Here is a 25,564-nt window from a genome sequence, read left to right as displayed (position 1 = left end):
GGCACAGGCCGTGACGGCCGCCGCCGCGAGGGCCCCAATCTAACCGTCCACAATCGGAGTTCCTACTACATGACTGCCAACACGGTCGAGAAGACCGCGCCTGAGATCGCCATCAACGACATCGGCTCTCAGGAAGACATCCTTGCGGCGATCGACGCCACCATCAAGGACTTCAACGACGGCGACATCGTCGAGGGTCGCATCGTCAAGGTCGACCGGGACGAGGTCCTGCTCGACATCGGCTACAAGACCGAGGGCGTCATCCCCTCGCGCGAGCTGTCCATCAAGCACGACGTCGACCCCGGCGAGATCGTCAAGGTCGGCGACGAGGTCGAGGCCCTCGTCCTCCAGAAGGAGGACAAGGAAGGCCGTCTGATCCTGTCCAAGAAGCGTGCGCAGTACGAGCGCGCCTGGGGCACGATCGAGAAGGTCAAGGAGGAGGACGGCGTCGTCACCGGCACCGTCATCGAGGTCGTCAAGGGTGGCCTCATCCTCGACATCGGCCTGCGCGGCTTCCTGCCCGCCTCGCTCGTCGAGATGCGCCGTGTCCGCGACCTCCAGCCGTACGTCGGCAAGGAGATCGAGGCCAAGATCATCGAGCTCGACAAGAACCGCAACAACGTGGTCCTGTCGCGCCGTGCCTGGCTCGAGCAGACGCAGTCCGAGGTGCGCACGACGTTCCTCAAGGAGCTCCAGAAGGGCCAGGTCCGTTCGGGCGTCGTGTCCTCCATCGTCAACTTCGGTGCGTTCGTGGACCTCGGCGGCGTCGACGGTCTCGTCCACGTCTCCGAGCTGTCGTGGAAGCACATCGACCACCCGTCCGAGGTCGTCGAGGTCGGCACCGAGGTCACCGTCGAGGTGCTCGACGTCGACATGGACCGTGAGCGTGTCTCCCTGTCGCTGAAGGCGACGCAGGAGGACCCGTGGCAGCACTTCGCTCGCACGCACGCCATCGGCCAGGTCGTCCCCGGCAAGGTCACCAAGCTCGTCCCCTTCGGTGCGTTCGTGCGCGTCGAGGACGGCATCGAGGGCCTCGTCCACATCTCCGAGCTGGCCGAGCGCCACGTGGAGCTGCCGGAGCAGGTCGTCAACGTCGGCGACGAGATCTTCGTCAAGGTCATCGACATCGACCTCGAGCGTCGCCGCATCTCGCTGTCGCTCAAGCAGGCCAACGACCAGGCCGTCTCGGCGTCGGAGTTCGACCCGACGCTCTACGGCATGGCTGCCGAGTACGACGAGCAGGGCAACTACAAGTACCCCGAGGGCTTCGACTCGGAGACGAACGAGTGGCTCGAGGGCTTCGACGCCCAGCGCGAGAAGTGGGAGCGCCAGTACGCCGACGCCCACGCCCGCTGGGAGGCCCACAAGGCCCAGGTCGACGCCGCGACGAAGGCCGACGCCGAGGCTGCGGCCAACGCCGGCTCTGCGACGTCCTACTCGTCCGCGACCGGTGACGTCGCCGACGCCGGCGACGCCGACCGTGGCGAGCGCGCCCCGCGCAACGCCCCGGCTCCGGTCGAGGGCACGCTGGCCTCGGACGAGGCGCTCGCCGCGCTTCGCGAGAAGCTGACGGGCAACTGACGCCAGTCACCCGCATCACACGAGAGCCCCGGACCGTCACGGTCCGGGGCTCTCGTGCTTCCGGACGTGCGGTGCGTCCTGCGTGCGGGGCGCGGTGCCTGCTGTCCCTGCCGTCCTTGCTAGTTTCGGCCGATGGAGATCACGCGGATCGGGCCGGCCGACTGGGAGTGCTTCCGGCAGGTGCGGCTCGCGTCGCTGGCCGAGTCGCCTGCGGCCTTCGGCTCACGGCACGCGGACTGGGTCGACGCCCCGGCGCAGCGCTGGAAGGACCGCCTGACCCAGGTGCCGCTGACGCTCCTGGCGCACGTCGGCACGACGGTGGTCGGCGTCGCCAGCGGCCAGCCGGCCGAGGACGACTGGGTGGAGCTCATCTCGATGTGGGTCACGCCGCAGGCCCGCGGCACGGGAGTCGCCCGTCGGCTCATGGACGAGGTCGTGGACTGGGCTGCCGACCAGGGCCGCCGGACCTTCCTCATGGTGCGCAGCGACAACCTGCGCGCTCGGGCGGCCTACGTGCGGGCGGGTTTCGTCGACACGGGAGTCCCGGACGGGTGGCCGGCGGACGAGCCCGAGGAGCGCCGGATGGAGCGGCGCCCCTGATCTGCCCCTCCGTCCCGACGGGAACCGGAGTTCACCTGCCGCTCGGTGGCCGGACACGCCCGTGCAGCCGTCGGTGCACCTGCGCGGCTAGGTTGGCCGGGTGCACCAGTCCGTGACCCCGCCGAGGACGACCTCGACCCGTCACGGCAGGCCGCCCTCGGTGGTCCACTCGGTGGCCCACACGGTGGCCCCCTCGCTGGGGCGCGACGACCGGGGCCTGCGATGACGGCCCGTCCGGGGCCGTGGGCGTCCGGTCGGTTCGACGTCGAGGGGCACCGCGGCGCACGCGGCCTCGTGGTCGAGCACACCCTGGCGAGCTTCGACGCCGCTCTCGATGCCGGCGCGACGGGCATCGAGCTCGACGTCCGACTGAGTGCCGACGGCCAGGTCGTCGTGTGGCACGACTCGGTGCTGTCGCCCTCGCAGTGCGTCTCCTCCGGCCAGGACCTCGTCGGTGCCCGGGTCTGCGACCTGACGCTCGAGCAGCTGCGCACGGTCGACATCGGCACCCTGACGCTCGGCCGCTTCCCGGACCAGCAGGCCTCACCGGGGGCACGCGTCTCGACGCTCGACGAGGTCCTCGCCCACAGCCTGGACCGGGACCCGGGCGTCTGGTGGACCATCGAGCTAAAGGTCGACCCCCGCGACGAGGGGGAGTCCCGCAGCCGCCACCAGCTGCTCGAGGGCGTTCTCGAGAGCATCCACGGGGCCGGGATCGAGCGGCAGTGCTTCGTGCACTCCTTCGACTGGGCGGTGCTGGAGCTCTCGGCCCGGCTCGCGCCGGACGTGCTGCGCTCGGCCCTCGTCGAGTCCCAGACCTGGGTGGCCGGCAGCCCGTGGACCGGCAGCGTCCGGGTGGGGGAGTCGCACGACGACGTGTGTGCGGGCGCCGTGGCGGTCGGGGCGCAGGTGGTCTCGCCCGAGCACGACCTCGTCGACGAGGCCTTCGTCGGGCGCGCCCACGCCGCGGGGCTCGCGGTCCTGCCGTGGACCGTCAACGAGCCGGACCGGATGCGCGCGCTGGTGCTGGCCGGGGTCGACGGTCTCGTCACCGACTATCCCGACCGGGCCGTGTCGGTCCTCATGGCGACGGACGCCCGGGGCGGTCCGCCCGGGACGGGGCCGTAGCGAGGGGCCGGACCCTCGTGGGTCCGGCCCCTCGCTCCCCCTCCCGGCTGCCCCGCCGGGGCGGGAGCCGTGGCGCTCGTGGCACACTCGTGCGGTCGGCAGGCGCCGTTGTCGGCCCTGCCACCGCCGGAGCGCAGCAGCTGGGCGGGGACCCCTGTGCCCCGCCCATTCGCTAGAACGCCGTTCCAGCGAACTCATGATGCTTTCGAAGGGCTCCGATGTCAACAGACCGGGCGTACGACAACAGCTCCCGGGCGGAGGCGGCCCAGGCGACCCGGCGACGGATCATCGGGGCGGCGAGCGAGATGCTGCTCCGCGACGGCTACCACGCGATGTCGGTGAGCGCTCTCGCGAGCGCGGCGGGGGTCAGTGCCCAGACCGTCTACAACGCCGTTGGCGGCAAGGCCGCCGTGGTCAAGGCGGTCTACGACGTGCTGCTCGTCGGGGACGACGCACCGGTGGCCATGCACGACCGCCCGGAGTTCCGCGCCATGTCGCAGGCGCCCGACCAGGAGGCGTTCATGCGGGCGTATGCCGCCCTCTGCGCCACGATCTACGAGCGCGTCGGACCGCTCCTCGGTGTCCTGCTCGCGCAGGGAGCCGGCAACGACAGCAGCCTGCAGGACTTCGTGGCGACCATCGACCGTGAGCGCCGGGTCGGCAACACCAACGCGCTCAACGCGCTCGAGGCGGCCCACGGCCTGCTGCCGCGGCTCGACCGCGAGCACTTCATCGACATCGTCTGGACCGTGACCGCCCCGGAGATCTACGACCGGTTCGTGCGACGCTGCGGGTGGACCCACGCGATGTATGCGTCCTGGCTGGCCGAGGCGCTCGTCGCGATCTTCGACCGGGCCAGCACCGGACACCAGGAGGACTGACATGCCCCGACAGATCGCCACCAACACCGACGTCGACCGTGACGCGATGCTCGAGTTCGTGCGTCCGCGGCACTCGATGGTGCTCATGACGCAGCGTGCCGACGGCCGCCCGCAGGCCTCGCCCGTCACCGGTGGTGTCGACGAGCAGGGCCGCATCGTCATCTCCACCTACCCCGAGCGGGCCAAGACGACCAACGCCCGTCGCCGGCCGGAGGTGAGTGTCCTCGTGTTCTCCGACGACTTCGGCGGGGCGTGGGTCCAGGTCGACGGTGACTGCGAGGTCATCGACCTGCCCGACTCGGTCGAGCCGCTCGTCGACTACTTCCGCGCCATCTCGGGCGAGCACCCGGACTGGGACGAGTACCGTCAGGCCATGCGCGACCAGGGCAAGTCCCTGCTCCGCATCACGCCGACCCGCTGGGGCCCGGTCGCCACTGGTGGCTTCCCCGCGCGCCTCGCCTGATCCCACCACTTCGGACCGAACGCCGCGTTCGACGCCGAACTCACTGGCAGAGCACTGAGTTCGAGACCGAACGCGGCGTTCGGCGGGGAAGCAGGGGGACCGTAGGCTGGCCCGATGCTGCGCGTCGGGGTCACCGGAGGGATCGGGTCGGGCAAGTCCACCGTCTCGCATCGGCTCGCTGAGCTGGGGGCGCACGTCGTCGACGCCGACGCCGTCGCTCGCGCGGTCGTCGAGCCGGGCGAGCCCACGCTGCAGCGGATCCGGGAGCGCTTCGGTGAAGGCGTGATCCGCGCCGACGGCTCGCTGGACCGGGCTGGCCTGGCCGCGATCGTCTTCCCCGACCGCGACGCCCTGGACGCGCTCGACGCCATCACCGGGCCGGCGATCGCCTCGCGCGTCGCGGAGCGGCGGGCCGCTGCGCCCCTGGACGGGGTCTCCGTCTACGACATGCCGCTGCTCGTCGAGCGCGGGCTGTGGGTCCACGAGCACCTCACCGTCGTCGTCGAGACCGACGTCGAGACGCGGGTCCGGCGACTGGTCGAGCAGCGGGGCCTCCCCGAGGAGGACGCCCGCCACCGCGTCGCCGCGCAGGCCACCGACGAGCAGCGTCGCGCGGTCGCTGACGTCGTCCTCGACAACTCCGGGTCGCCGGACGAGCTCGAGCGCGCCGTCGACGAGCTGTGGGCCACCCGCCTGCAGCCGTATGCCGTCAACCTCGTGAGCGGCACCCGCTCACGCCGTCCCCACCTCGCAGCCGACTGCGTCGTCGCGCCGCGCACCGACTGGGAGGCACGCGCAGAACGCGTCGTCGCCCGCCTTGCCGCGGCGCTCGCACCGACCGGCGTCGTCACCGAGGTGTCGCACGTCGGGTCGACATCCGTGCCCGGGCTGCTCGCCAAGGACGTCATCGACGTCCAGGTCGGTGTGCGCCTCCTCGCCGATGTCGACCGTGACGACGTGCGCGCTGACTTCGCCGGAGCGGGCTACGTCTTCCACCACGGCATCCACTCCGACACGCCGCACCCCGAGGGAGCCGACCCCTCGGCCTGGCTCAAGCAGTTCCTCGGCGGCTGCGACCCCGGCAACCACGTTCACGTCCACGTGCGCGAGCACGGCTCTGCCGGGTGGAGATTCGCGATCCTCTTCCGGGACTGGCTGCGCCACGAGCCCGTCGAGCGAGACGCGTACGCCGCCGAGAAGCGTCGGCTCCTCGCCCTCCACGACACGACCTCCGACTACGTCGTGGCCAAGGAGCCGTGGTTCGAGGGTGCGTGGCAGCGCTCGAACGCGTGGGCCGAGCGCACGGGGTGGCGACCCCGGTAGGGGGCACACGGCATACGCGGGCGGTTCGTGGTGTTGTGGGTGGCATGCGTGGTGAGTACAAGGTCCCCGGTGGCAAGCTCGTGGCGGTCGACCTCGAGGAGGTGGACGGCAGGCTGGCGCAGGTCAGCGTGTCGGGCGACTTCTTCCTCGAGCCCGACGAGGCCCTGGGCGACATCAACGCGGCCCTGACCGGGATGCCCGTCGAGGCGGGCGTCGAGCAGCTGGCCGGCGCCGTCACGGACGCCCTCGCCGACGACGTGTCGCTCATCGGCTTCACCGCCGAGTCGATCGGCATCGCGATCCGCCGCGCCCTCGGCAAGGCGACCGGGTGGGACGACCACGAGTTCGACGTCATCCCGGCCAAGGTGCTCGCGCCGGCCCTGCACGTCGCGCTCGACGAGGTCATCGCGCGAGAGGTCGCCGCGGGCACCCGGCCCCCGACCCTGCGGTTCTGGGACTGGGACAGCCCCCTCGTCGTCATCGGCTCGTTCCAGTCGGTGCGCAACGAGGTCGACCCCGACGGCGCCCGACGGCACGGCATCGACGTCGTCCGGCGCGTCTCCGGCGGCGGCGCGATGTTCATGGAGCCCGGCAACACCATCACGTACTCGCTCGTCGTGCCGACCTCGCTCGTCGAGGGCCTGAGCTTCGAGCGCTCCTACTCCTTCCTCGACGAGTGGGTCATCGGCGCCCTCGCCGACGTCGGCGTCGACGCGCACTTCGTCCCGCTCAACGACATCGCGAGCGACAAGGGCAAGATCGGCGGGGCGGCGCAGAAGCGCTTCGTGTCGGGCGCCGTGCTGCACCACGTGACGATGGCGTACGACATCGACGCCGACAAGATGCTGGAGGTGCTGCGCATCGGCCGCGAGAAGATGAGCGACAAGGGCACGAAGTCGGCCAACAAGCGCGTCGACCCCATGCGGTCGCAGACCGGGATGACCCGTGACGCGATCCTCGAGTCGTTCGCCGCGTCCTTCTCGCGCCGGTACCGCTCGTCCGAGTCGGACTACACGCCGGGGGAGCTCGCGACCGCCCAGCAGCTCGTCGACGAGAAGTTCGCGACGCCCGGGTGGACGCACCGCGTGCCCTGATGTCGAGGCGGGGCCGACGGCTCCGACGTCCCTGCGAGGCGGCAGACTGGCCGCTCGCGAACCGAAGGGACACCACCCCATGAAGTACGTCATCCTCATCCACTCCAACCCGCAGCCCTGGGGTCACCCGACCGGTGACTTCGTCGCCGAGGCGCTCGCCCGGCCGCAGGAGGAGCGGGACGCCGGCGGCGCGGCCTTCGACGCGATGCTCGAGGAGCTGTCGGCCAGCGGCGAGCTCAAGGGCGGCGAGGCGCTCGGGGACCCGGCGTCGGCGCGGCTCTACCGCTGGTCGGCCGACGGCACCGTGGCCACCGACGGGCCGTACGCCGAGAGCAAGGAGCACCTCGCCGGCTTCTTCCTGCTCGACGTCGCCTCCCGGGAGCGCGCCGAGGAGCTGGCGGTCAACTTCGCCGGGCCCGGCGACACGGTCGAGCTGCGCCCGGCGTACGTCTGGGAGCAGTAGCGGGTGGGGGACTGTCGGTCGTGCGACGTACGGTTGAGCCATGCGTCCCACGACCGACCTCCAGCGCACGGTGGCACCCTTCGAGGTGATCTCCGAGTACACCCCCAGCGGTGACCAGCCCACGGCGATCGCCGAGCTCGCGCGGCGGGTCAAGGCGGGTGAGACCGACACCGTGCTGCTCGGTGCCACCGGCACCGGCAAGTCGGCGACGACGGCCTGGCTCATCGAGCAGGTGCAGCGCCCGACCCTCGTCATGGCGCCCAACAAGACGCTCGCGGCCCAGCTCGCCAACGAGTTCCGCGAGCTGCTGCCCAACAACGCGGTCGAGTACTTCGTCAGCTACTACGACTACTACCAGCCCGAGGCGTACATCCCGCAGACGGACACCTACATCGAGAAGGACAGCTCGGTCAACGACGAGGTCGAGCGGCTGCGGCACTCCGCGACCAACTCGCTGCTGACCCGCCGCGACGTCATCGTCGTCGCGTCCGTCTCGTGCATCTACGGCCTCGGCACGCCGCAGGAGTACGTCGACCGGATGGCGCGGCTCAAGGTCGGCCAGGAGGTCGTGCGCGACGACCTGCTCCGCCGCTTCGTCGAGATGCAGTACACCCGCAACGACCTCGCCTTCACACGCGGCACCTTCCGGGTCCGCGGCGACACCGTCGAGATCATCCCGGTCTACGAGGAGCTCGCGATCCGCATCGAGTTCTTCGGCGACGAGATCGAGCGCATCTACACCCTGCACCCGGTAACCGGCGAGGTCGTCAACGAGGAGCAGGAGATGTACGTCTTCCCGGCCTCGCACTACGTCGCCGGCCCCGAGCGCATGGAGCGCGCCATCCGCGGCATCGAGCTCGAGCTCGAGGACCAGCTCGCCCTCTTCGAGAAGCGGGGCAAGCTGCTCGAGGCCCAGCGCCTGCGCATGCGCACCACGTACGACCTCGAGATGATGCGCCAGGTCGGCTTCTGCAACGGCATCGAGAACTACAGCCGGCACATCGACGGCCGCACGTCCGGCTCTGCGCCGAACTGCCTCATCGACTACTTCCCCGAGGACTTCCTCCTCGTGCTCGACGAGTCGCACCAGACGGTGCCGCAGATCGGCGCGATGTACGAGGGCGACATGTCCCGCAAGCGGATGCTCGTCGAGCACGGCTTCCGCCTGCCCAGCGCCATGGACAACCGGCCACTGAAGTGGGAGGAGTTCCTCGAGCGCATCGGGCAGACCGTCTACCTCTCGGCCACGCCGGGGGAGTACGAGCTGGCCAAGTCCGGCCCGCCCGTCGAGCAGATCATCCGGCCCACCGGGCTCGTCGACCCCGAGGTCGTGCTCAAGCCCACCAAGGGCCAGATCGACGACCTCATGCACGAGATCCAGGAGCGCACGATGCGCAACGAGCGCGTCCTCGTCACCACGCTGACCAAGAAGATGGCCGAGGACCTCACGGACTACCTCCTCGACAAGGGCATCCGGGTCCGCTACCTCCACAGCGACATCGACACCCTGCGCCGCGTCGAGCTGCTGCGCGAGCTGCGCACGGGTGTCTACGACGTCCTCGTCGGAATCAACCTGCTGCGTGAGGGCCTCGACCTGCCCGAGGTCTCGCTCGTCGCGATCCTCGACGCCGACAAGGAGGGCTTCCTCCGCTCGGCCCGGTCGCTCATCCAGACGATCGGTCGTGCGGCCCGAAACGTGTCGGGCCAGGTCCACATGTACGCCGACAAGATGACGCCCTCGATGGAGCAGGCGCTCGACGAGACCAACCGCCGCCGCGAGAAGCAGATCGCCTACAACACCGAGCACGGCATCGACCCGACGCCGCTGCGCAAGAAGATCGCCGACATCACCGACCTGCTCGAGCGCGAGGACGCCGACACCCAGGAGCTGCTCGGCTCGGGACGCATGCAGTCCCGCGGCAAGAGCGGCTCGGGTCGTGGCGCGATGGCGGCCGACGTCGGCGTGTCCGCGGGCGGGTCGACCAACCGCCCGGCCGACATGGCGGCGGCGGACCTCGCCGGTCTCATCCAGGAGCTCACGACCCAGATGCACCAGGCGGCGGCAGAGCTGCACTTCGAGCTCGCGGCCCGGCTGCGCGACGAGATCGGCGAGCTGAAGAAGGAGCTGCGGCAGATGAGCGCGGCGACCCGGTGACGCTCCGGCGCTGAGGGCGGGCAGGGCGCGTGGGCCCTGACGACCGGTCGCCAACCGGCGCCGGACGCCCACGGAACGGACCGATTTGAGGCAGGACCTGTGGAGTGAAAGACTCAGGCGTTCACGGAGGGGAGTATCCCCGACACGACGGGCTCGTCATCACGGAGTGGGTCTCACCGCCGCTCCCGGTCCCGTCGGTCCGACACCACGTCGGGCGGGAGAGACCTCCGGTTACTGATCTGGTGACCGGAAGGTTGTGCCCATGAACGTTCCCGTGTGGGGCTGGTTCCTCACGATCGGCCTGATGGCCGTGTTCCTCATGATCGACGTCTTCGTCATCGCGCGACGACCACACGTCCCGTCGATGGCCGAGGCCGGTCGCCACCTGGCCTTCTACGTCGCCGCGGCCGTGCTCTTCGGCCTCTTCGTCTGGTTCGAGTGGGGTGGTCAGTACGCCGGCGAGTTCTACGCCGGCTGGCTGACCGAGTACTCCCTATCGGTCGACAACCTCTTCGTCTTCCTGCTCATCATGGCCAGCTTCAAGGTGCCCCAGAAGCTGCAGCAGTCGGCCCTCATGATCGGCATCATCATCGCGATCATCCTGCGCGGCATCTTCATCGCGCTCGGCGCCGTGGTCATCAACGCCTACTCCTGGGTCTTCTACATCTTCGGCGCGTTCCTCGTCTACACCGCCGTCAAGCTCGCCACCGGGGGCGAGACCGACGACGACGAGTACCACGAGAACCGCCTCCTCGTCTGGATCGAGAAGCGCTTCCCCGCCACGAAGGAGTGGAACGGAACCCGCCTGACCGTGCTCGAGAACGGCAAGCGCCTCATCACGCCGATGCTCATCGTCATCCTGGCCCTCGGCACGACCGACCTGCTCTTCGCGCTGGACTCGATCCCGGCGATCTACGGCCTGACGAAGGAGCCGTTCCTCGTCCTGACGGCCAACATCTTCGCCCTCATGGGGCTGCGGCAGCTCTACTTCCTCATCGGCGGCCTGCTCAAGAAGCTCGTCTACCTCAGCATCGGCCTCGCCGTGCTGCTCGCCTTCATCGGCGTCAAGCTCGTCATGCACGCCCTGCACGAGAACAACCTGCCGTTCATCAACGGTGGCCAGCCCCTCGAGGGTGTCCCCGACATCCCCATCCTCGTCTCGCTCGGCGCGATCGTGCTCATCCTCGGTGTCACCACCCTCGCGAGCCTCTGGAAGTCCTCCCGTGACGCGCGGCTGGAGACCCCGGACGCCGTGCCCGCGGTGGGCGACGGCGAAGCACCCCTGGTGGACGACGTCGACGCTCCCGCGGCGGGCGCCGGCGAGCGGCCCGGGGTGGGTTCTGAGGCGCGTGACGACGGCGCGTCGCGGAGGGCCGCGACCCACGACGTGCCCTGAGGCCGGGTGCGTGGCCGTCCCGGTGCCTGCTCGTCGGGACGGGGTCGCGCCGACGGGTCAGCCGCTCGTCAGCGGCTGCCGCAGGGCGGCGCGCCCCTCCGGAGACCGGCGATGACGAGCCGCTGGCGCCCGAGCAGCAGGCGGCGTTCGGGGTTGGTGACGAGGCGCCCACCCACGGGGACGAACGTCGGCAGATGATGCAGACGGTCCTCGATGGCGGTGAGGGCACCGATCAGCTCGCGGATGCTCATGGTGGACACGTGAGCAGCGGTCTCGATGGCGAGGGCGGACGGGTTCGACGGCTGGGACATGCGGACTCCAAGGACGGACACGGTTGCGGCCGGCGTCGGTGAGGTGGGACGTCCGGCCGTCACGTCAGGTCCCGACCAGGGTGGCGCTCGAGGTGCGGGTCGTGGTGTGAACCTACGGGGTCCGGACGCGGGAGGGCAGGGACCTAGGTCCCGATCCGGGCGCCGGGCTGACGAACCCGGTGCGCCACGACCCAGCCGAGCAGGGCGGGCACCGCCATGAGCGCGAAGACCACGGCATACGCCCCCGGGACCGCTGAGCCCGCGGCGGCGAAGGCGATGGCCGACAGCGCGATGGCCGTGGCGGCGCCGGAGGAGTCGCCGATCTGCAGGGCCGAGCTGACGAACCCCTGCTCGCTACCACCGGCTCGGGCGAGAGCCTGCGCGGTGACGCGGGGGTAGAGGGTGCCGATGCCGAGCCCCACGACGGGGAAGAGCGCGATGACGACCCAGGTGGGGGCGCCGAGGGCCACCGCCGCGGCCAGGGCGACCAGTGACAGCGTGATCGCGCCCAGGGACACGGACGCCGTGCGGCCGACCTCGAACCGGCGGTCCCAGCGTCCCTGCACCCACGACCCCGCGAACCACGTCACACCGGTCACAGTGAGGGCCACGCCGGCGAGGCTCGGGCTCAGCCCGTCGCGCTCGGTCAGCAGCCGGGGCAGGTAGACCTCCGCGCCACTGAAGGCGGCGAAGGCCAGGGCCCGCAGGGCGATGTCGGTCGGCAGCCCCCGGGCGGCCCGGAGCGTCCCGCGCGGAGTGAGGGGCAGCAGGGTCAGCGCGACGACGACGAGCGCGAGCACGGCGACCGTGACCCCGAGCGGGTCGAGGCGGTCGGCAGCGGCATTGAGCACGAGCACGGCCGCGGCGAGAGCGCCCGAGGCCGCGATGGAACGGGAGCGCCACGGGACGTCGACCACCTCCTGGCGCAGACCGGCGAGGATGCGGCCCAGCAGCACGGCCGCCACGACGAGCACGACGAGGGCCAGCCCGAAGACCCAGCGCCAGCCGATGGTCTGGGTGATCACGCCGGCGACGAACGGGCCGGCGATCGAGGGCACGACCCAGGCGGCCGAGAAGCCGGCGAGGATGGCCGTGTGCAGGCGTTGCGGGTAGACGCGTGTCACGAGGACGTAGAGCGCCGTGCTCGTCATGCCGGCACCGAGGCCCTGCACGACGCGCGCCGCCACGAGCACGCCCATCGAGGGGGACAGCCCCGCGACGACGAGCCCGGTCGCGAAGAGCGCCAGCCCGAGCAGCAGCGGCGGCCGGGGACCGCGTCGGTCGGCCAGGTTGCCGGACCAGACGATGCTGACGATGCCCGAGGCGAGCGTCGCCGTGAACGCCATGGCATAGAGCGGGGCGCCGTCGAGTTCGCGGGCGATGGTCGGCATGACCGTGGTCAGGGCCAGCGCCTCGAAGGCGTGCAGCGACACCAGGGCCAGCACCCCCACCGTCGTGGCACGCAGGGCGCCGGACATGATGCCGCCGCCGTCGTCGGGGACGGCCGAGGGGGAGTCAGTGCGCATGGTGCCCGAGGTCATGCGGCGACGGTAGGACTTCGAGTCGACCTGAGGTCAAGGCTGCCATCAGCCCGGCCCCATCGCGGCGTCCGGGGACTCCGGACGCGCCTGGGACCCGAGCACGACGGCGCTGGCCAGCACCACGAGGGCCATGCCCGCCACCTGGCTCGCCTCCAGCACCTGGTGGAGCACGATCAGACCGGCGAGCGCAGCCACCACCGGTTCGAGGCTGAGCAGGATCCCGAAGACGTGCTGGGCGAGATGGCGCAGCGCGACGAGCTCGAGGGAGTAGGGCAGCACCGACGACAGGACCGCGATCCCGAGCCCCAGGCCGACGTCTCCCGGTGTCCACCGGTCCACCGACGTCAGACCCAGGGGAGCGACCGCGACGGTCGAGACGATGAGTGCCAGGGCCAGCCCGTCGAGGCCCGCGAAGGCCTTGCCGGTGCGCTGGCTCAGCACGATGTAGGCCGCCCACATCAGCCCTGCGAACGCGGCGAAGCCGACACCGACGAGGTCGATCCGGTCCCACGACGTGTGCAGGAACCCCGACACGAGCAGGACACCGACCGCGGCCGCCGCGACGGCCACGACGTCGCGCGTCCGGCGGCTCAGCGCGGCCGCGAGGCCGAGGGGGCCGAGGAACTCGATGGTGACCGCGACGCCGATGGGCAGATGGGCGAGGGAGGCGTAGAACGAGGTGTTCATCGCCGCGAGCGCCAGTCCGAAGAGCCCCACGGTCACCCAGTCGGAACGGCTGCGTCCGCGCCAGGACGGCCTCGCGACGGCATACAGGATCACCATCGCGAAGAGCAGGCGCAGCAGCACCGAGCCGGGCGCTCCGATGCGCGGGACGAGCGTCGCGGCGAAGGCGCCACCGAACTGGACGGAGACGACGCCTCCGAGGACGAGCAGGGGAGCGGTGCGCGGGTCGACACTCACGGCATCGGCAGGCGCCCGGCGGCGACGAGCGTGGCCACGCGGTCGGCGGGGAGGTCCTCCTCGACGAGCACGCCGCCGGTCTCGGAGGCGTGGACCATGCGACCGGGACGCACGACGATGCCCACGTGGTGGATCCGCCGCCCGGGCCGCGCGAAGAAGTAGAGGTCGCCGGACCGGACTGCGTCGAGCTCGACGGGCGTGGCGAAGTCGGCCTGGGCGTAGGCGTCCCGCGCCACGACGACCCCCATCCGGCGCCACGTGTGCAGGACGAGCCCGGAGCAGTCGAAGCCGTGGGGGGACACACCGGACCAGAGGTAGGGCAGCCCGATGTGTCGCCGTGCCTCGGTCACGGCAGGGTGGTCCGCCCCGTCGTGGGGCGACGCGTCCGGGCCGAGGTCGGCGGTCGGGAGGGGCGCGGGTCCCGCGTCGGGCGTGGCCGTCAGGTGCGCCGACGGCACCCATCCCGGGTAGCCGCGCTCCTCCTCGGGGGAGAGCTGCCACGGGGCGACGACGTGGGACCACGACCCCGAGGCCCCGGTCTCGTGGGTGTGCGTGACGATGACGGGCTCGCCGGCGAGCAGCTGCGTCTCGACGCGTCCGTGCAGGCCCAGGCGCCCGTCCCCCGACTCGTCGTCGGACGCGTTCGCATCGAGAGCGGCGAGCCACTGCGCGACGTCCGGCTCGTCGGCCACGGCGGGACGGTCGACGGCACGCGGGCTCTCGGGACTGGACCACACGGTCGTCACGGGGACACGGACGACGTGGGACGCCGGGACGATGGGGGCGACAGGGACAACGGGGACGGGCGAGCTCACGTCCGTCATCCTCGCACCACGCGCGACCGGCGCCGGGGCTGCCCGGGTGTCGGGATGCGCCGGCGGCCCGCCGCCGGCGACGTCGCTGCGTCGCGCGGACCTGTCTCGTGCCTCACGAATCGAGGTGGACCCGTCCCGGGTACTGGTCGGCGCGCGTCCGGAGCCGTAACGTCAGAGGTATGGAAGCGCGAATCACCTTCGAGGGATTCGAATCCCCCAAGAACCGACGTCATGGCCCCGACGGCGACCTCGTCGACGTGAAGGGTTGGCTCCATGCCCCGGTGGACTGGACCGGTGGGCCGCAGCTGGAGCGCATCTGGCGCGAGAAGCACGGTCGGTCCAGGCTCGGGGTCGGCCTCGCCGTCGCGAACAACCCGCGGCGCCACATCCTCATGACGAACGTGCCTCCCGATCTCGACTTCCTGAGGTCCGAGCTCGAGTCCCTCATCGCCGAGCTCGACCCCGACGTGGATCCCGACCCCCGCTCCGACCTCGAGGGCGCCCAGTAGCGTCCCTGGCGGGCTCGGGGTCGAGCGACCCGTGACCACCCGGTGGCCACGTCAGCGGTCCCTTCTGTCGGGTCTGTCGCATGCGTCCCGATGCCCGGCGGCGCGACCTGCACCCCCACCGGGCGATCTGCCGAACTCGCCCACGCGGCAACCCGTCCCGCTCGTACGCTGAGCCCGTGGCGAGGCCCGCGATCATCACCGTGGACGACGACGCGCCGGTCTCCGCCGCGATCGCCCGGGATCTGCGCGCCCGCTACGGGGCCGAGCACCGGATCCTGCGGGCGTCGTCCGGTGCAGAGGCCCTCGACCTCGTCGCGCGCCTGCTGCTGCGCGGCCAGCCGTTGGCCCTCGTCGCCTCCGACCAGCGGATGCCCTCGATGACCGGCATCGAGCTGCTCTCCCGGGTGCGCGCCGACGTGCCGGACGCCAAGCTGCTCCTGCTCACGGCGTATGCCGACACGGACGTCGCCATCTCCGCGATCAACGACATCGGCCTGGACCACTACCTCCTCAAGCCCTGGGACCCGCCGGAGGACCGGCTCTACCCCGTCGTCGACGACCTGCTCGCCGACTGGCACAACGCGCACCCCGAGCAGGGCAACGACGTCCGTGTCGTCGGGCACCGGTGGTCCGAGGGGAGCCAGGTCGTCAAGACCTTCCTCGCCAACAACCACGTGCCCTACGTGTGGCTCGACGTCGAGCGCGACGCGGAGGGGGCGCGGCTGCGGGACCTCGCGCAGGCCGGGCCGGAGGACCTGCCGCTCGTGCTCGTGCCGGACGGGGAGACGCTGCGCGCGCCGACGCCGGTCGCCGTCGCCACGGCCCTGGGTCTGCGCACCCGCGCCGAGCGGGACCTCTACGACCTGTGCATCGTCGGTGGCGGCCCGGCCGGGCTGGCCGCCGCGGTGTACGCCGCGTCGGAGGGGCTGAGCACCGTGATCGTCGAGCACGACGCGCCGGGTGGGCAGGCGGGCCAGAGCGCCGCCATCGAGAACTACCTCGGCTTCCCGCGCGGGCTGTCCGGCGCCGACCTCGCCCAACGGGCCATCGCGCAGGCCCGGCGGTTCGGCGCCGAGATGGTGCTCGCGCGCGACGTCGTCGCCCTGGAGGCCCGGGGACCGGCCCGTGCGGTGCGCCTCGACGGCGCCGACGACATCGAGGCGCGCAGCGTCGTGCTCGCGACCGGCGTCTCCTACCGACGCCTGCAGGCCCCCGGCATCGACGCCCTCGTCGGACGGGGCGTGCAGTACGGCTCCAACGCCGGCCAGGCCGCCGCCTGCGCCGGCGACGAGGTCTACGTCGTCGGGGCGGCCAACTCCGCGGGCCAGGCCGTGCTCAACCTCGCCCGGTACGCCGAGCGCGTCACCCTCGTCGTCCGCGGTGAGTCGCTCGAGGCCGGCATGTCGCAGTACCTCGTCGAGCGGATCCGGGCCGACCCGCGCATCCGGGTGCTGTGCCGCACCGAGGTCGTGGGCGCGGACGGCGACGGTCACCTCGAGCGGCTGACGCTCGCCGACCGCCACACGGGCGCCACGACGCAGGCCGCGGCCTGCTGGCTCTTCGTCTACATCGGCGCCACGCCGCGCACCGACTGGCTGGGGGCCGAGGTGGTGCGCGACGACCACGGCTTCGTCGTGACCGGGCACGACCTCGTCACCGGGCCGCACGCGCACGGGTGGACGCTCGCACGCCCACCGTTCGCGCTCGAGACGAGCCTGCCCGGCGTCTTCGCGGCCGGCGACGTGCGCTCCGACTCGATGAAGCGGGTCGCGTCCGCCGTCGGCGAGGGCTCGATGTCGGTCTACTTCGTCCACCGCTACCTCGCGACGACCTGACGGTCGCCCAGCGCCGTCCAGACGGGACCCGTGATGCTCGAGCTCTCCGATCTCCGGACGGTGCCGCTCTTCGACGGCCTGCGCGACGACCAGCTCGAGGAGCTGCTCGCCGCGGGCGCGGAGGTCCCGATCGTGCCTGGCGAGGTGATGTGGCTCGAGGGTGACCGGGCCGACCAGTGGTGGGTCGTCGTCGACGGGACGCTCGACCTCTCGAGGCACGTCGGTCGGGAGGACGTCGTCGTCGGGCGGATGGACGTGCCCGGCCGGTGGGCGGGCGGCTTCCGTGCGTGGGACGAGCACGGCGTCTACCTCGCGACCGCGCGCGGTGTCACGCCGGGTCGCCTGCTCCGCGTCCCCGCCGAGCGGCTCCACGAGCTGGCCAACGACTGGTTCCCCTTCGCCGCCCACCTCGTCGCGGGGCTCTACGGCACGGCGCGCTCGATCGAGGCGACGGCCCGCCAGCGCAGCGGTCTCGTGACGCTCGGGACGCTCGCGGCCGGCCTCGCCCACGAGATCAACAACCCCGCGGCCGCCGCCGCCCGCTCGGCCGCCGAGCTCGAGCGGGCCTGCGACGGCCTGCTCGACGCGCTGCGCCAGATGGCCTCCAGCGGCGTGACCGCGGCCCAGTTCGGACAGCTCGACGGGCTGCGGCGCGAGCTCGAGCCGCCGACCACGCTGCCCGACCCGCTCGAGACGGCCGACCGGGAGGAGGAGCTGGGTGAGTGGCTGGACCGCGCCGGGATCCCGCGCCCCTGGGAGCTCGCGGCCTCCCTCGTCTCCGCGGGTGCCGACGTCGCCTGGGTCGCCAGGGCGGCGGCTGCGAGTCCCGACGACGGGCTCGCGGCCTCGCTCGGCTGGGTCGCTCGCACCATCGACGTGTCCTCGCTCCTCGCGGAGGTCCGTGAGTCGACGCGTCGGGTGTCCGAGCTCGTCGCCGGCATCAAGTCCTACTCGCAGATGGACCGCGCCTCCCACCAGCAGGTCGACCTCCGTGAGGGGCTCGAGAGCACCCTGCTCGTCATGGGCCCGCGCCTGCGCCCCGGCGTCACGGTGGTGCGCGACTGGGGGAGCGACGTGCCGCTCGTCGACGGGATGCCCGGCGAGCTCAACCAGGTCTGGACCAACCTCGTCGACAACGCCGTCGACGCCATGGACGGGGTCGGGACCCTCACGGTGACGACCCGTCGGGACGGCGACGCGGTCCTCGTCGAGGTGGGTGACACGGGGAGCGGGATGAGCCCGGAGGTGCAGCAGCGGGCGTTCGAGGCCTTCTACACGACCAAGGACGTCGGCCGGGGCACGGGGCTCGGCCTCGACATCGCCCACCGGATCGTCGTCGAGCGGCACGGTGGCTCGGTCGAGATCAAGTCACGACCGGGCGACACGCGCCTGCGCGTGCGGCTGCCGATCCACGCCACGGGTGAGGCGTCGCGCTGACGACGGTGCCCGCGTGACGGCATACGCGACGACTCTCATCCGGTGACGTCGTCACCCGAGGGCGTATGCCGTCACGCGGGCCGGGCGGTCACCAGCCGCGGGCGCGCCACTCGTCGAGGTGCGGCCGCTCGGCGCCGAGGGTCGAGTCGTCGCCGTGACCGGGGTAGAACCACGTGTCGTCGTCGTAGACGTCGAACACCCGCGTCGTGACGTCCTCGATGAGCGACTCGAAGCTCTGGCCGGGGTTCTTCGTGTTGCCGACGCCCCCCGGGAAGAGGCTGTCGCCCGTGAAGAGGTGCGTGTGCCCGGCGGGGTCGCGGTAGGCGAGGGCGACCGAGCCCGGGGTGTGGCCACGGAGGTGCACGACGTCGAGGGTGACGTCACCGGCGGTGACCGTGTCGCCGTGCTGGAGGCGCACGTCGACCGGGACGGGCAGGGCATCCGCGTCGTCGGCCCCGGCCACGGTCCTCGCGCCGGTCGCCGCGACGACCTCGGCGAGGGCGCCGACGTGGTCGTGGTGGCTGTGGGTCGTCACGACCGTCTCGAGCCCCTGCCCGCCGGCGGCGACGAGGTCGAGGAGCCGGTCGGGCTCGGCGGCCGCGTCGATGAGCAGCTGCGCGCCGGTGGCGCGGCTCGTGAGCAGGTAGGCGTTGTTGCCGAAGCCACCGACCTCCAGCTTGCGGATGGTCAGCGCGGGCAGCTCGCGCACGCCCGCGGGGCCGGCGGCGCTCACGTGTCCGGTGTAGGTGTCGTCGGGCTCGGTCACGGTCAGCCTCCGAAGGGAAGGGGCGGGACGGGTCCCTCGATCCGGACACCGTCGGAGCGTCCTCGGGCCAGCCAGAGCAGCACCTGCGCGGCGGGGCCGGTCACCCGGGTCGCGCCGTCGCCGACGACGTGCTCGCCGCCCTCGGTCGTGACGAGGTGCAGCGACGGGGGCGAGTCGGCGTGCACGAGACGGTTGACGGCGTCGCGGAGGAACAGGGTCACCACCTCGGCGGGGGCGCTCGCGAAGGTGTAGCCGGCATCGAGGTCGACGTGGTGGAAGACGACCTCGCGCAGCCGCATGAAGGCCACCATGCCCACGGCGATGGGAAAGCCGCCCGGGGTCCGCTCGACCTTGACGTCGGCGTGCTCCGGACGCAGCGCCTCCAGCCGCTCGGCGAGCCGGGCCGCGGAGTCACGGATGTCGGTGGCGTGGTCGTGCGCGGAGCGGCGCGCGCCCTTGTCGATGTCCGCGTCGCGGGAGGCGACGTCGTCGTACATCGTGTCGGCCTGCCCGGTCAGGGCCACGTCGCACACCCGGACGAGGGCGTCGGCGTTGCGGGCGACGTGTGCGAGCACGTGCCCACGGGACCACCCCTCGCACAGCGAGGGCGCCAGCACGGCATCGTTGCGGAAGGACGCCGCCGTCGAGACGAGGCGTTCGGTCTCGGCCGCCACGAGGGCCGGTGTCACGTCAGCGTGTCGCATGCGTCGCCTCTCCGGTGGCCTTCGCCAGCGCCAGGGCGGCGCCGACGAGCGTCAGGTGCGAGAAGGCCTGGGGGAAGTTGCCCACCATGCGCTTCCCGACGGGGTCGTACTCCTCGGACAGCAGCCCGACGTCGTTGGTCAGGCCCACGAGCCGGTCCATCAGCTCGGTGGCCTCCGTCGTCATACCCGCCTTCGCGTAGGCCGTCACGAGCCAGAAGGAGCACGCGAGGAACGGGTGCTCGTCGCCCGCCAGGCCGTCGACACCGGTGTCGGTGCGGTAGCGCATGACGAGCCCGTCGCGGACCAGGTCGGCCTCGACCGCCGCGATCGTGCCGAGCATGCGCGGGTCGTCGCCGTCGACGAAGCCGATGGACGACAGCGTCAGCAGCGACGCGTCGACCTCGGTGGTGTCGTAGTGCTGGACGAAGGTGCCGCGCTCGGTGTCGAAGCCCTTGGTCAGCACCTCGTCGCGCACCTGGTCGCGCAGCTCGCGCCACTGCTCGACCGGACCGTCGAGCCCGTGCTGCTCGACGGCGCGGATGGCGCGGTCGAACGCCGCCCACACCATGGCGCGCGAGTGGGTGAAGTGCCGCAGCGGGCCCCGGATCTCCCAGAGGCCGTTGTCGGCCTCCTCCCAGTGCTCCGCGAGGTGGTTGACCAGGGCGCGCTGGAGGTGCCACGAGTCGGCGGTCTCCTCGAGGCCCCTCGAGCGCGCGTGGTCCAGCGAGATGAGGACCTCGCCGAGCACGTCGGTCTGGCGCTGGTCGACGGCTGCGTTGCCGACGCGGACGGGGCGCGACCCGGCATACCCGGGCAGGTGGTCGAGGACGCGCTCGGGAAGGTCACGACCCCCGTCGACGCGGTACATGATCTGCATGTCCTCGGGGTCGCCGGCCACGGCGCGCAGGAGCCAGTCGCGCCAGAGCGCCGTCTCCTCGACGTAGCCGCAGCCGAGCAGCGCCTCGAGCGTCAGCGCGGCGTCGCGCAGCCAGCAGAAGCGGTAGTCCCAGTTGCGCTCGCCGCCGAACTCCTCGGGCAGGGAGGTCGTCGCCGCCGCCACGATGCCGCCGGTCTCCTGGTGGGTGAGGCCGCGCAGGACGAGCAGCGAGCGCGTCACGGCCTCGGCGTAGGGGCCGACGTAGTCGCTGCGGGCGGCATACTCCTCGCTGCGCGCGATCGTCTCGCGGATCCGCGCGCGCACCCGCAGCGGCGGCGGGATCTCGTCGTGGCTGCGGAACCACGTGGTCGAGAACGTGAAGGTCTGGCCGGCGACGACGTCGAACTCGTCGACGTGGTGGCCGTCCCGGGCGTGGGGGAGCCGGGCGCCCCGCAGGACGAGCATGTCGGGCCCGGCGATGGCCGTGATGATCTCGTCGGTGTGGTCCTCGCGGTCGTCGGTGTGGCGCGCCACCCACGGGCGCGTCCGGCCGTAGTTGAAGCGCACGGTCCACTCGTGGACCATCCGCACGGTGCCCTCGACGCCTTCGATGCGGCGCAGCAGGTCGGAGCGCCCGTCTCCGAGGGGCATGACGTCGGTGACCCGCACCCGGCCGGTCGAGGTCTCGTGGGTGGTCTCGAGGACGAACGAGTTGCCCACGTAGCGGCGCGTCGTCACCGCGTCCGGGTCGGCGGGGGCGATGAGCCACCGTCCGTGCTCTGGCGTGCCGAGCAGTGCCGAGAAGCAGGCGCGCGAGTCGAAGCGGGGCAGGCACAGCCAGTCGACCGAGCCGCGGAGGCTGACGAGGGCGGCGGTGCCGAGGTCGCCGAGCACGGCATAGTCCTCGATCGGCGTGGGCACGTGCTCACTCATGGGGTGAGTATGCCGTCCCGCCGGGTCGGGAGCCCGCAGCCACTGTCCAACGTCGGGCCGCCGATGAGGGGACTGTCGGTGACCCGACCTAGCATGAGGCGCGTGACTGCTACGCCCACCGGCAACGCCCATTCCCTCGTCGTCCGCGGCGCGCGCGAGCACAACCTGCGCGACGTGTCCGTCGACCTCCCCCGGGACAGCCTCATCGTCTTCACCGGACTCTCGGGGTCGGGCAAGTCGAGCCTCGCGTTCGACACGATCTTCGCGGAGGGGCAGCGTCGCTACGTCGAGTCGCTGTCCGCCTACGCCCGCCAGTTCCTCGGCCAGATGGACAAGCCCGACGTCGACTTCATCGAGGGCCTCTCGCCCGCGGTCTCGATCGACCAGAAGTCGACCAACCGCAACCCGCGCTCGACGGTCGGCACCATCACCGAGGTCTACGACTACCTCCGCCTGCTCTTCGCGCGCGCCGGCCGACCGCACTGCCCCGTCTGCGGCGAGGCCGTCACGCGGCAGTCCCCGCAGCAGATCGTCGACCAGCTCCTGACGCTCGAGGACCGCACCCGCTTCCAGGTGCTGGCGCCCGTCGTCCAGGGCCGCAAGGGCGAGTTCGTCGACCTCTTCGCCGAGCTGCAGACCAAGGGCTTCTCCCGCGCCCGCGTCGACGGCGAGGTCGTCTCGCTCACCGAGCCGCCCACCCTCGAGAAGCAGAAGAAGCACACCATCGAGGTCGTCGTCGACCGCCTCGTGGCCAAGGGCGACGACTCCGGCTCCAAGCGCCGGCTCACCGACTCCGTCGAGACCGCCCTCGGCCTCGCCGGGGGTGTCGTCATCATCGACTTCGTCGACCGCGACGCCAAGGACAAGGAGCGCGAGCGCCGCTTCTCCGAGAAGATGGCCTGCCCCAACAACCACCCGCTGGGCATGGACGAGATCCAGCCCCGGTCGTTCTCGTTCAACTCGCCCTTCGGCGCGTGCCCCGAGTGCACGGGCATCGGCACCGAGCTCGAGGTCGACCCCGAGCTCGTCGTGCCCGACGACGACCTGTCGCTCGCCGACGGCGCCATCGCGCCGTGGGCCCAGGGGTCCGGCTCGGCCGAGTACTTCCAGCGCGTCATGGGCGCGCTCGCCGAGGACATGAAGTTCTCGATGGACGCCCCGTTCCGGGCGCTGCCGGCCCGCGCCAAGGAGGCGCTCCTGCACGGCCAGAACTACAAGGTCCACGTCAAGTACAAGAACCGCTACGGCCGCGACCGCTCCTACACGACCGGGTTCGAGGGGGTCGTGCCCTTCATCAAGCGCCGCCACTCCGAGACCGACTCCGAGTGGAGCCGCGACCGCTACGAGGGCTTCATGCGCGAGGTGCCGTGCCCCGTCTGCAAGGGCGCCCGCCTCAAGCCCGAGTCGCTGGCCGTCCTCCTCGGTGGCAAGAACATCTCCGAGGTCTGTGGCCTCGCCATCCGTGAGGCCGCCGGCTTCCTCGACACGGTCGACTTCACGGCCCGCGAGAAGCAGATCGCCGAGCGGGTCATCAAGGAGATCGACGCCCGGCTCGGCTTCCTGCTCGACGTGGGTCTGGACTACCTCTCGCTCGACCGGCCGGCCGGCACGCTCTCGGGCGGCGAGGCCCAGCGCATCCGCCTCGCGACCCAGATCGGCTCCGGCCTCGTCGGCGTCCTCTACGTCCTCGACGAGCCGTCGATCGGCCTGCACCAGCGCGACAACCACCGGCTCATCGAGACCTTGACGCGCCTGCGCGACCTCGGCAACACCCTCATCGTCGTCGAGCACGACGAGGACACCATCGCGACGGCCGACTGGGTCGTCGACATCGGCCCCGGCGCCGGCGAGCACGGCGGCCACGTCGTGCACTCGGGGCCCGTCAAGGGCCTGCTCGAGCACCCCGACTCGCTGACCGGCATGTACCTCTCCGGCCGGCGCGAGATCCCGTCGCCGGAGGTCCGCCGCGGCCACGACGGTCGCCAGATCACCGTCAGCGGTGCGCGCGAGAACAACCTGCAGAACGTCTCGGTGAACTTCCCCCTCGGCAACCTCGTCGCGGTCACCGGCGTGTCCGGCTCGGGCAAGTCCACGCTCGTCAACGACATCCTCTACAACGTCCTCGCCAACAAGCTCAACGGCGCCCGCCACGTGCCGGGTCGCCACAAGACCGTCACCGGCCTCGACCAGCTCGACAAGGTCGTCCACGTCGACCAGAGCCCGATCGGCCGCACGCCCCGCTCGAACCCCGCCACCTACACCGGCGTCTTCGACAACATGCGCAAGCTGTTCGCCGAGACGACCGAGGCCAAGGTCCGCGGCTACCTGCCGGGCCGGTTCTCCTTCAACGTCAAGGGTGGCCGCTGCGACGCGTGCTCCGGCGACGGCACGATCAAGATCGAGATGAACTTCCTGCCCGACGTCTACGTCCCGTGCGAGGTGTGCCACGGCGCCCGCTACAACCGCGAGACGCTCGAGGTGCACTTCAAGGGCAAGACCATCGCCGACGTGCTCGACATGCCGATCGAGGAGGCCGCCACGTTCTTCGAGGCGGTCCCGGCGATCGCCCGCCACCTCAAGACGCTCAACGACGTCGGTCTCGGCTACGTCCGGCTCGGTCAGCCCGCGCCCACCCTCTCCGGCGGTGAGGCCCAGCGCGTCAAGCTCGCGAGCGAGCTGCAGAAGAGGTCCACCGGTCGCACCATCTACGTCCTCGACGAGCCGACGACCGGCCTGCACTTCGAGGACATCCGCAAGCTCCTCGACGTCCTCCAGGGACTCGTCGACAAGGGCAACACCGTCATCGTCATCGAGCACAACCTCGACGTCATCAAGAACGCCGACTGGATCATCGACATGGGGCCCGAGGGTGGCTCCGGCGGCGGCACGGTCATCGCCGAGGGCACGCCCGAGCACGTCGCCGAGGTGGCCGCCAGCCACACGGGGCGCTTCCTCAAGCCGATCCTCGAGCGCACGGCCCGGACGACCCGTGGGAGCGTCGGCGCCGGCGCCACGAAGAAGAAGACGACCAGCCCTGCGCGCTCCCAGCAATCTGACGGGGGCCGCACAACGAACTCCCGCACAGTGAAGACGACGAAGACCGCCGCATCTCCGAAGGCGGCCAGTCGCTCCCGCGGGGGCGCCACCACGGCTGCTGCCAAGAAGAGCACGTCGAGCACCACCGTGAGCAAGACGAGAACCTCCACCACGACCCGGAAGAGGAACGCATGACGCAGGGCAGCCACCCCGACCCGACCCAGCCGACGAGCAGCGCGCGCGTCCCGGCCGGCACCCCCGCGCTCGACGAGCGCGTCGCCCTGCTCACCGACCGGCGCGGACTGCTCAAGGCCGCCGGTGTCGCAGGAGTGGCCGTCGTCGGCGCGGGCGCCCTGGCGGCGTGCAGCAGCCCGCCAGTGCCGAGCAGCACCTCGGGCGGCGGTGCCGGGTCCGCAGGGTCCTCGGCGTCCTCGGCGTCCTCGGGCTCGTCGGGGGCTGCCGGGGGGTCGGGCGGCGGCACGCCCACCGCCGACATCCCCGTCGGCGGCGGCAAGGTCTTCCCCGACAGCCAGACCGTCGTCACCCAGCCGACGGCGGGCACGTTCAAGGCGTTCGACGCGATCTGCCCCCACCAGGGCTGCACCGTCGACTCCGTCGAGGGCGGCCAGATCATCTGCCCGTGCCACCAGAGCCACTTCGACGCCGCCACCGGCGACCGCGTCTCGGGTCCCGCGCCGACCGGCCTGACCCCCAAGAAGATCACTGTCACCGGCAGCAGCTTCACCGTCAGCTGACCGCCCGCCGCCGGGTTCGGCGGCGTCGGTGGGCCGACAT

General features: G+C 71.7%; 22 protein-coding genes. 15 read left to right on the top strand and 7 right to left on the bottom strand.

What is annotated here, in order from left to right:
• Positions 1 to 69 precede the first annotated feature (69 nt).
• From rpsA to ABD297_RS06970, 10 genes are all read left to right on the top strand, one after another.
• Positions 70 to 1,581 carry a 30S ribosomal protein S1 gene (rpsA, locus tag ABD297_RS07015; RefSeq protein WP_344254124.1) on the top strand — a complete coding sequence of 504 codons (1,512 nt, stop codon included), beginning with the start codon at positions 70 to 72 and terminating at the stop codon, positions 1,579 to 1,581.
• Between the two features lie 132 nt (positions 1,582 to 1,713).
• Positions 1,714 to 2,181 carry a GNAT family N-acetyltransferase gene (locus ABD297_RS07010; protein ID WP_344254123.1) on the top strand — a complete coding sequence of 156 codons (468 nt, stop codon included), beginning with the start codon at positions 1,714 to 1,716 and terminating at the stop codon, positions 2,179 to 2,181.
• 222 nt (positions 2,182 to 2,403) lie between these two features.
• Positions 2,404 to 3,309 carry a glycerophosphodiester phosphodiesterase family protein gene (locus ABD297_RS07005; protein ID WP_344254122.1) on the top strand — a complete coding sequence of 302 codons (906 nt, stop codon included), beginning with the start codon at positions 2,404 to 2,406 and terminating at the stop codon, positions 3,307 to 3,309.
• Positions 3,310 to 3,527: 218 nt separating this feature from the next.
• Positions 3,528 to 4,190: a TetR/AcrR family transcriptional regulator gene (locus ABD297_RS07000; protein WP_344254121.1), complete on the top strand. Its 663-nt coding sequence runs from the start codon at positions 3,528 to 3,530 to the stop codon at positions 4,188 to 4,190.
• 1 nt (position 4,191) lies between these two features.
• Positions 4,192 to 4,653: a PPOX class F420-dependent oxidoreductase gene (locus ABD297_RS06995; RefSeq protein ID WP_344254120.1), complete on the top strand. Its 462-nt coding sequence runs from the start codon at positions 4,192 to 4,194 to the stop codon at positions 4,651 to 4,653.
• 114 nt (positions 4,654 to 4,767) lie between these two features.
• Positions 4,768 to 5,976, top strand: coding sequence for a dephospho-CoA kinase (coaE, locus tag ABD297_RS06990; RefSeq protein WP_344254119.1), 1,209 nt, complete (start codon positions 4,768 to 4,770; stop codon positions 5,974 to 5,976).
• A 44-nt stretch (positions 5,977 to 6,020) separates the two neighbouring features.
• Positions 6,021 to 7,070, top strand: coding sequence for a lipoate-protein ligase LplAB (gene lplAB / locus ABD297_RS06985; RefSeq protein ID WP_344254118.1), 1,050 nt, complete (start codon positions 6,021 to 6,023; stop codon positions 7,068 to 7,070).
• Between the two features lie 79 nt (positions 7,071 to 7,149).
• Positions 7,150 to 7,533 (top strand): YciI family protein, encoded by a 384-nt coding sequence (locus tag ABD297_RS06980; protein WP_344254117.1) that lies wholly within the window; start codon positions 7,150 to 7,152, stop codon positions 7,531 to 7,533.
• Positions 7,534 to 7,573: 40 nt separating this feature from the next.
• Positions 7,574 to 9,688, top strand: a complete 2,115-nt coding sequence (gene uvrB, locus ABD297_RS06975) for an excinuclease ABC subunit UvrB (RefSeq protein WP_344254116.1) — start codon at positions 7,574 to 7,576, stop codon at positions 9,686 to 9,688.
• A gap of 262 nt (positions 9,689 to 9,950) precedes the next feature.
• Positions 9,951 to 11,084 (top strand): TerC family protein, encoded by a 1,134-nt coding sequence (locus ABD297_RS06970; RefSeq protein ID WP_344254115.1) that lies wholly within the window; start codon positions 9,951 to 9,953, stop codon positions 11,082 to 11,084.
• A 68-nt stretch (positions 11,085 to 11,152) separates the two neighbouring features.
• On the opposite strand, the gene ABD297_RS06965 is transcribed toward ABD297_RS06970, so the two are convergent.
• From ABD297_RS06965 to ABD297_RS06950, 4 genes are all read right to left on the bottom strand, one after another.
• Positions 11,153 to 11,395 carry a hypothetical protein gene (locus ABD297_RS06965; RefSeq protein WP_344254114.1) on the bottom strand — a complete coding sequence of 81 codons (243 nt, stop codon included), beginning with the start codon at positions 11,393 to 11,395 and terminating at the stop codon, positions 11,153 to 11,155.
• A gap of 143 nt (positions 11,396 to 11,538) precedes the next feature.
• Complete coding sequence (locus ABD297_RS06960) at positions 11,539 to 12,936, bottom strand: MFS transporter (RefSeq protein WP_344254113.1); 1,398 nt, start codon at positions 12,934 to 12,936, stop codon at positions 11,539 to 11,541.
• A gap of 45 nt (positions 12,937 to 12,981) precedes the next feature.
• Positions 12,982 to 13,857 carry an EamA family transporter gene (locus ABD297_RS06955; RefSeq protein WP_344254112.1) on the bottom strand — a complete coding sequence of 292 codons (876 nt, stop codon included), beginning with the start codon at positions 13,855 to 13,857 and terminating at the stop codon, positions 12,982 to 12,984.
• Positions 13,854 to 14,672 carry a C40 family peptidase gene (locus ABD297_RS06950; protein WP_344254111.1) on the bottom strand — a complete coding sequence of 273 codons (819 nt, stop codon included), beginning with the start codon at positions 14,670 to 14,672 and terminating at the stop codon, positions 13,854 to 13,856. Before ABD297_RS06950 ends, ABD297_RS06955 begins: the two co-directional genes overlap by 4 nt.
• A 179-nt stretch (positions 14,673 to 14,851) precedes the next feature.
• On the opposite strand from ABD297_RS06950, the gene ABD297_RS06945 reads away from it, so the two are divergent.
• From ABD297_RS06945 to ABD297_RS06935, 3 genes are all read left to right on the top strand, one after another.
• Positions 14,852 to 15,181 carry a hypothetical protein gene (locus ABD297_RS06945; RefSeq protein WP_344254110.1) on the top strand — a complete coding sequence of 110 codons (330 nt, stop codon included), beginning with the start codon at positions 14,852 to 14,854 and terminating at the stop codon, positions 15,179 to 15,181.
• Positions 15,182 to 15,357: 176 nt separating this feature from the next.
• Positions 15,358 to 17,016: an NAD(P)/FAD-dependent oxidoreductase gene (locus ABD297_RS06940; protein ID WP_344254109.1), complete on the top strand. Its 1,659-nt coding sequence runs from the start codon at positions 15,358 to 15,360 to the stop codon at positions 17,014 to 17,016.
• Between the two features lie 33 nt (positions 17,017 to 17,049).
• A complete protein-coding gene (locus ABD297_RS06935; RefSeq protein ID WP_344254252.1) occupies positions 17,050 to 18,453 on the top strand; it encodes a sensor histidine kinase in 1,404 nt (467 codons plus the stop codon).
• A gap of 88 nt (positions 18,454 to 18,541) precedes the next feature.
• On the opposite strand, the gene ABD297_RS06930 is transcribed toward ABD297_RS06935, so the two are convergent.
• The 3 genes from ABD297_RS06930 to ABD297_RS06920 are packed head-to-tail and all read right to left on the bottom strand — an operon-like array spanning position 18,542 to position 21,733.
• Positions 18,542 to 19,225: an MBL fold metallo-hydrolase gene (locus tag ABD297_RS06930; protein ID WP_344254251.1), complete on the bottom strand. Its 684-nt coding sequence runs from the start codon at positions 19,223 to 19,225 to the stop codon at positions 18,542 to 18,544.
• Positions 19,222 to 19,923: a maleylpyruvate isomerase family mycothiol-dependent enzyme gene (locus ABD297_RS06925; protein WP_344254107.1), complete on the bottom strand. Its 702-nt coding sequence runs from the start codon at positions 19,921 to 19,923 to the stop codon at positions 19,222 to 19,224. Before ABD297_RS06925 ends, ABD297_RS06930 begins: the two co-directional genes overlap by 4 nt.
• A complete protein-coding gene (locus tag ABD297_RS06920; RefSeq protein WP_344254106.1) occupies positions 19,910 to 21,733 on the bottom strand; it encodes a glycoside hydrolase family 15 protein in 1,824 nt (607 codons plus the stop codon). Before ABD297_RS06920 ends, ABD297_RS06925 begins: the two co-directional genes overlap by 14 nt.
• 93 nt (positions 21,734 to 21,826) lie before the next feature.
• On the opposite strand from ABD297_RS06920, the gene uvrA reads away from it, so the two are divergent.
• A complete protein-coding gene (gene uvrA, locus ABD297_RS06915) occupies positions 21,827 to 24,964 on the top strand; it encodes an excinuclease ABC subunit UvrA (RefSeq protein WP_344254104.1) in 3,138 nt (1,045 codons plus the stop codon).
• Positions 24,961 to 25,524: a Rieske (2Fe-2S) protein gene (locus ABD297_RS06910; protein WP_344254103.1), complete on the top strand. Its 564-nt coding sequence runs from the start codon at positions 24,961 to 24,963 to the stop codon at positions 25,522 to 25,524. The genes uvrA and ABD297_RS06910 overlap by 4 nt, the downstream gene beginning before the upstream one ends.
• Positions 25,525 to 25,564: the final 40 nt, after the last annotated feature.

Source organism: Terrabacter carboxydivorans, from assembly GCF_039532035.1.
GTDB classification, from domain to species: Bacteria; Actinomycetota; Actinomycetes; order Actinomycetales; family Dermatophilaceae; genus Terrabacter; species Terrabacter carboxydivorans.
Note: the sequence above shows the minus strand (reverse complement) of the source record. Positions and strands in the feature narration are given on the sequence as shown.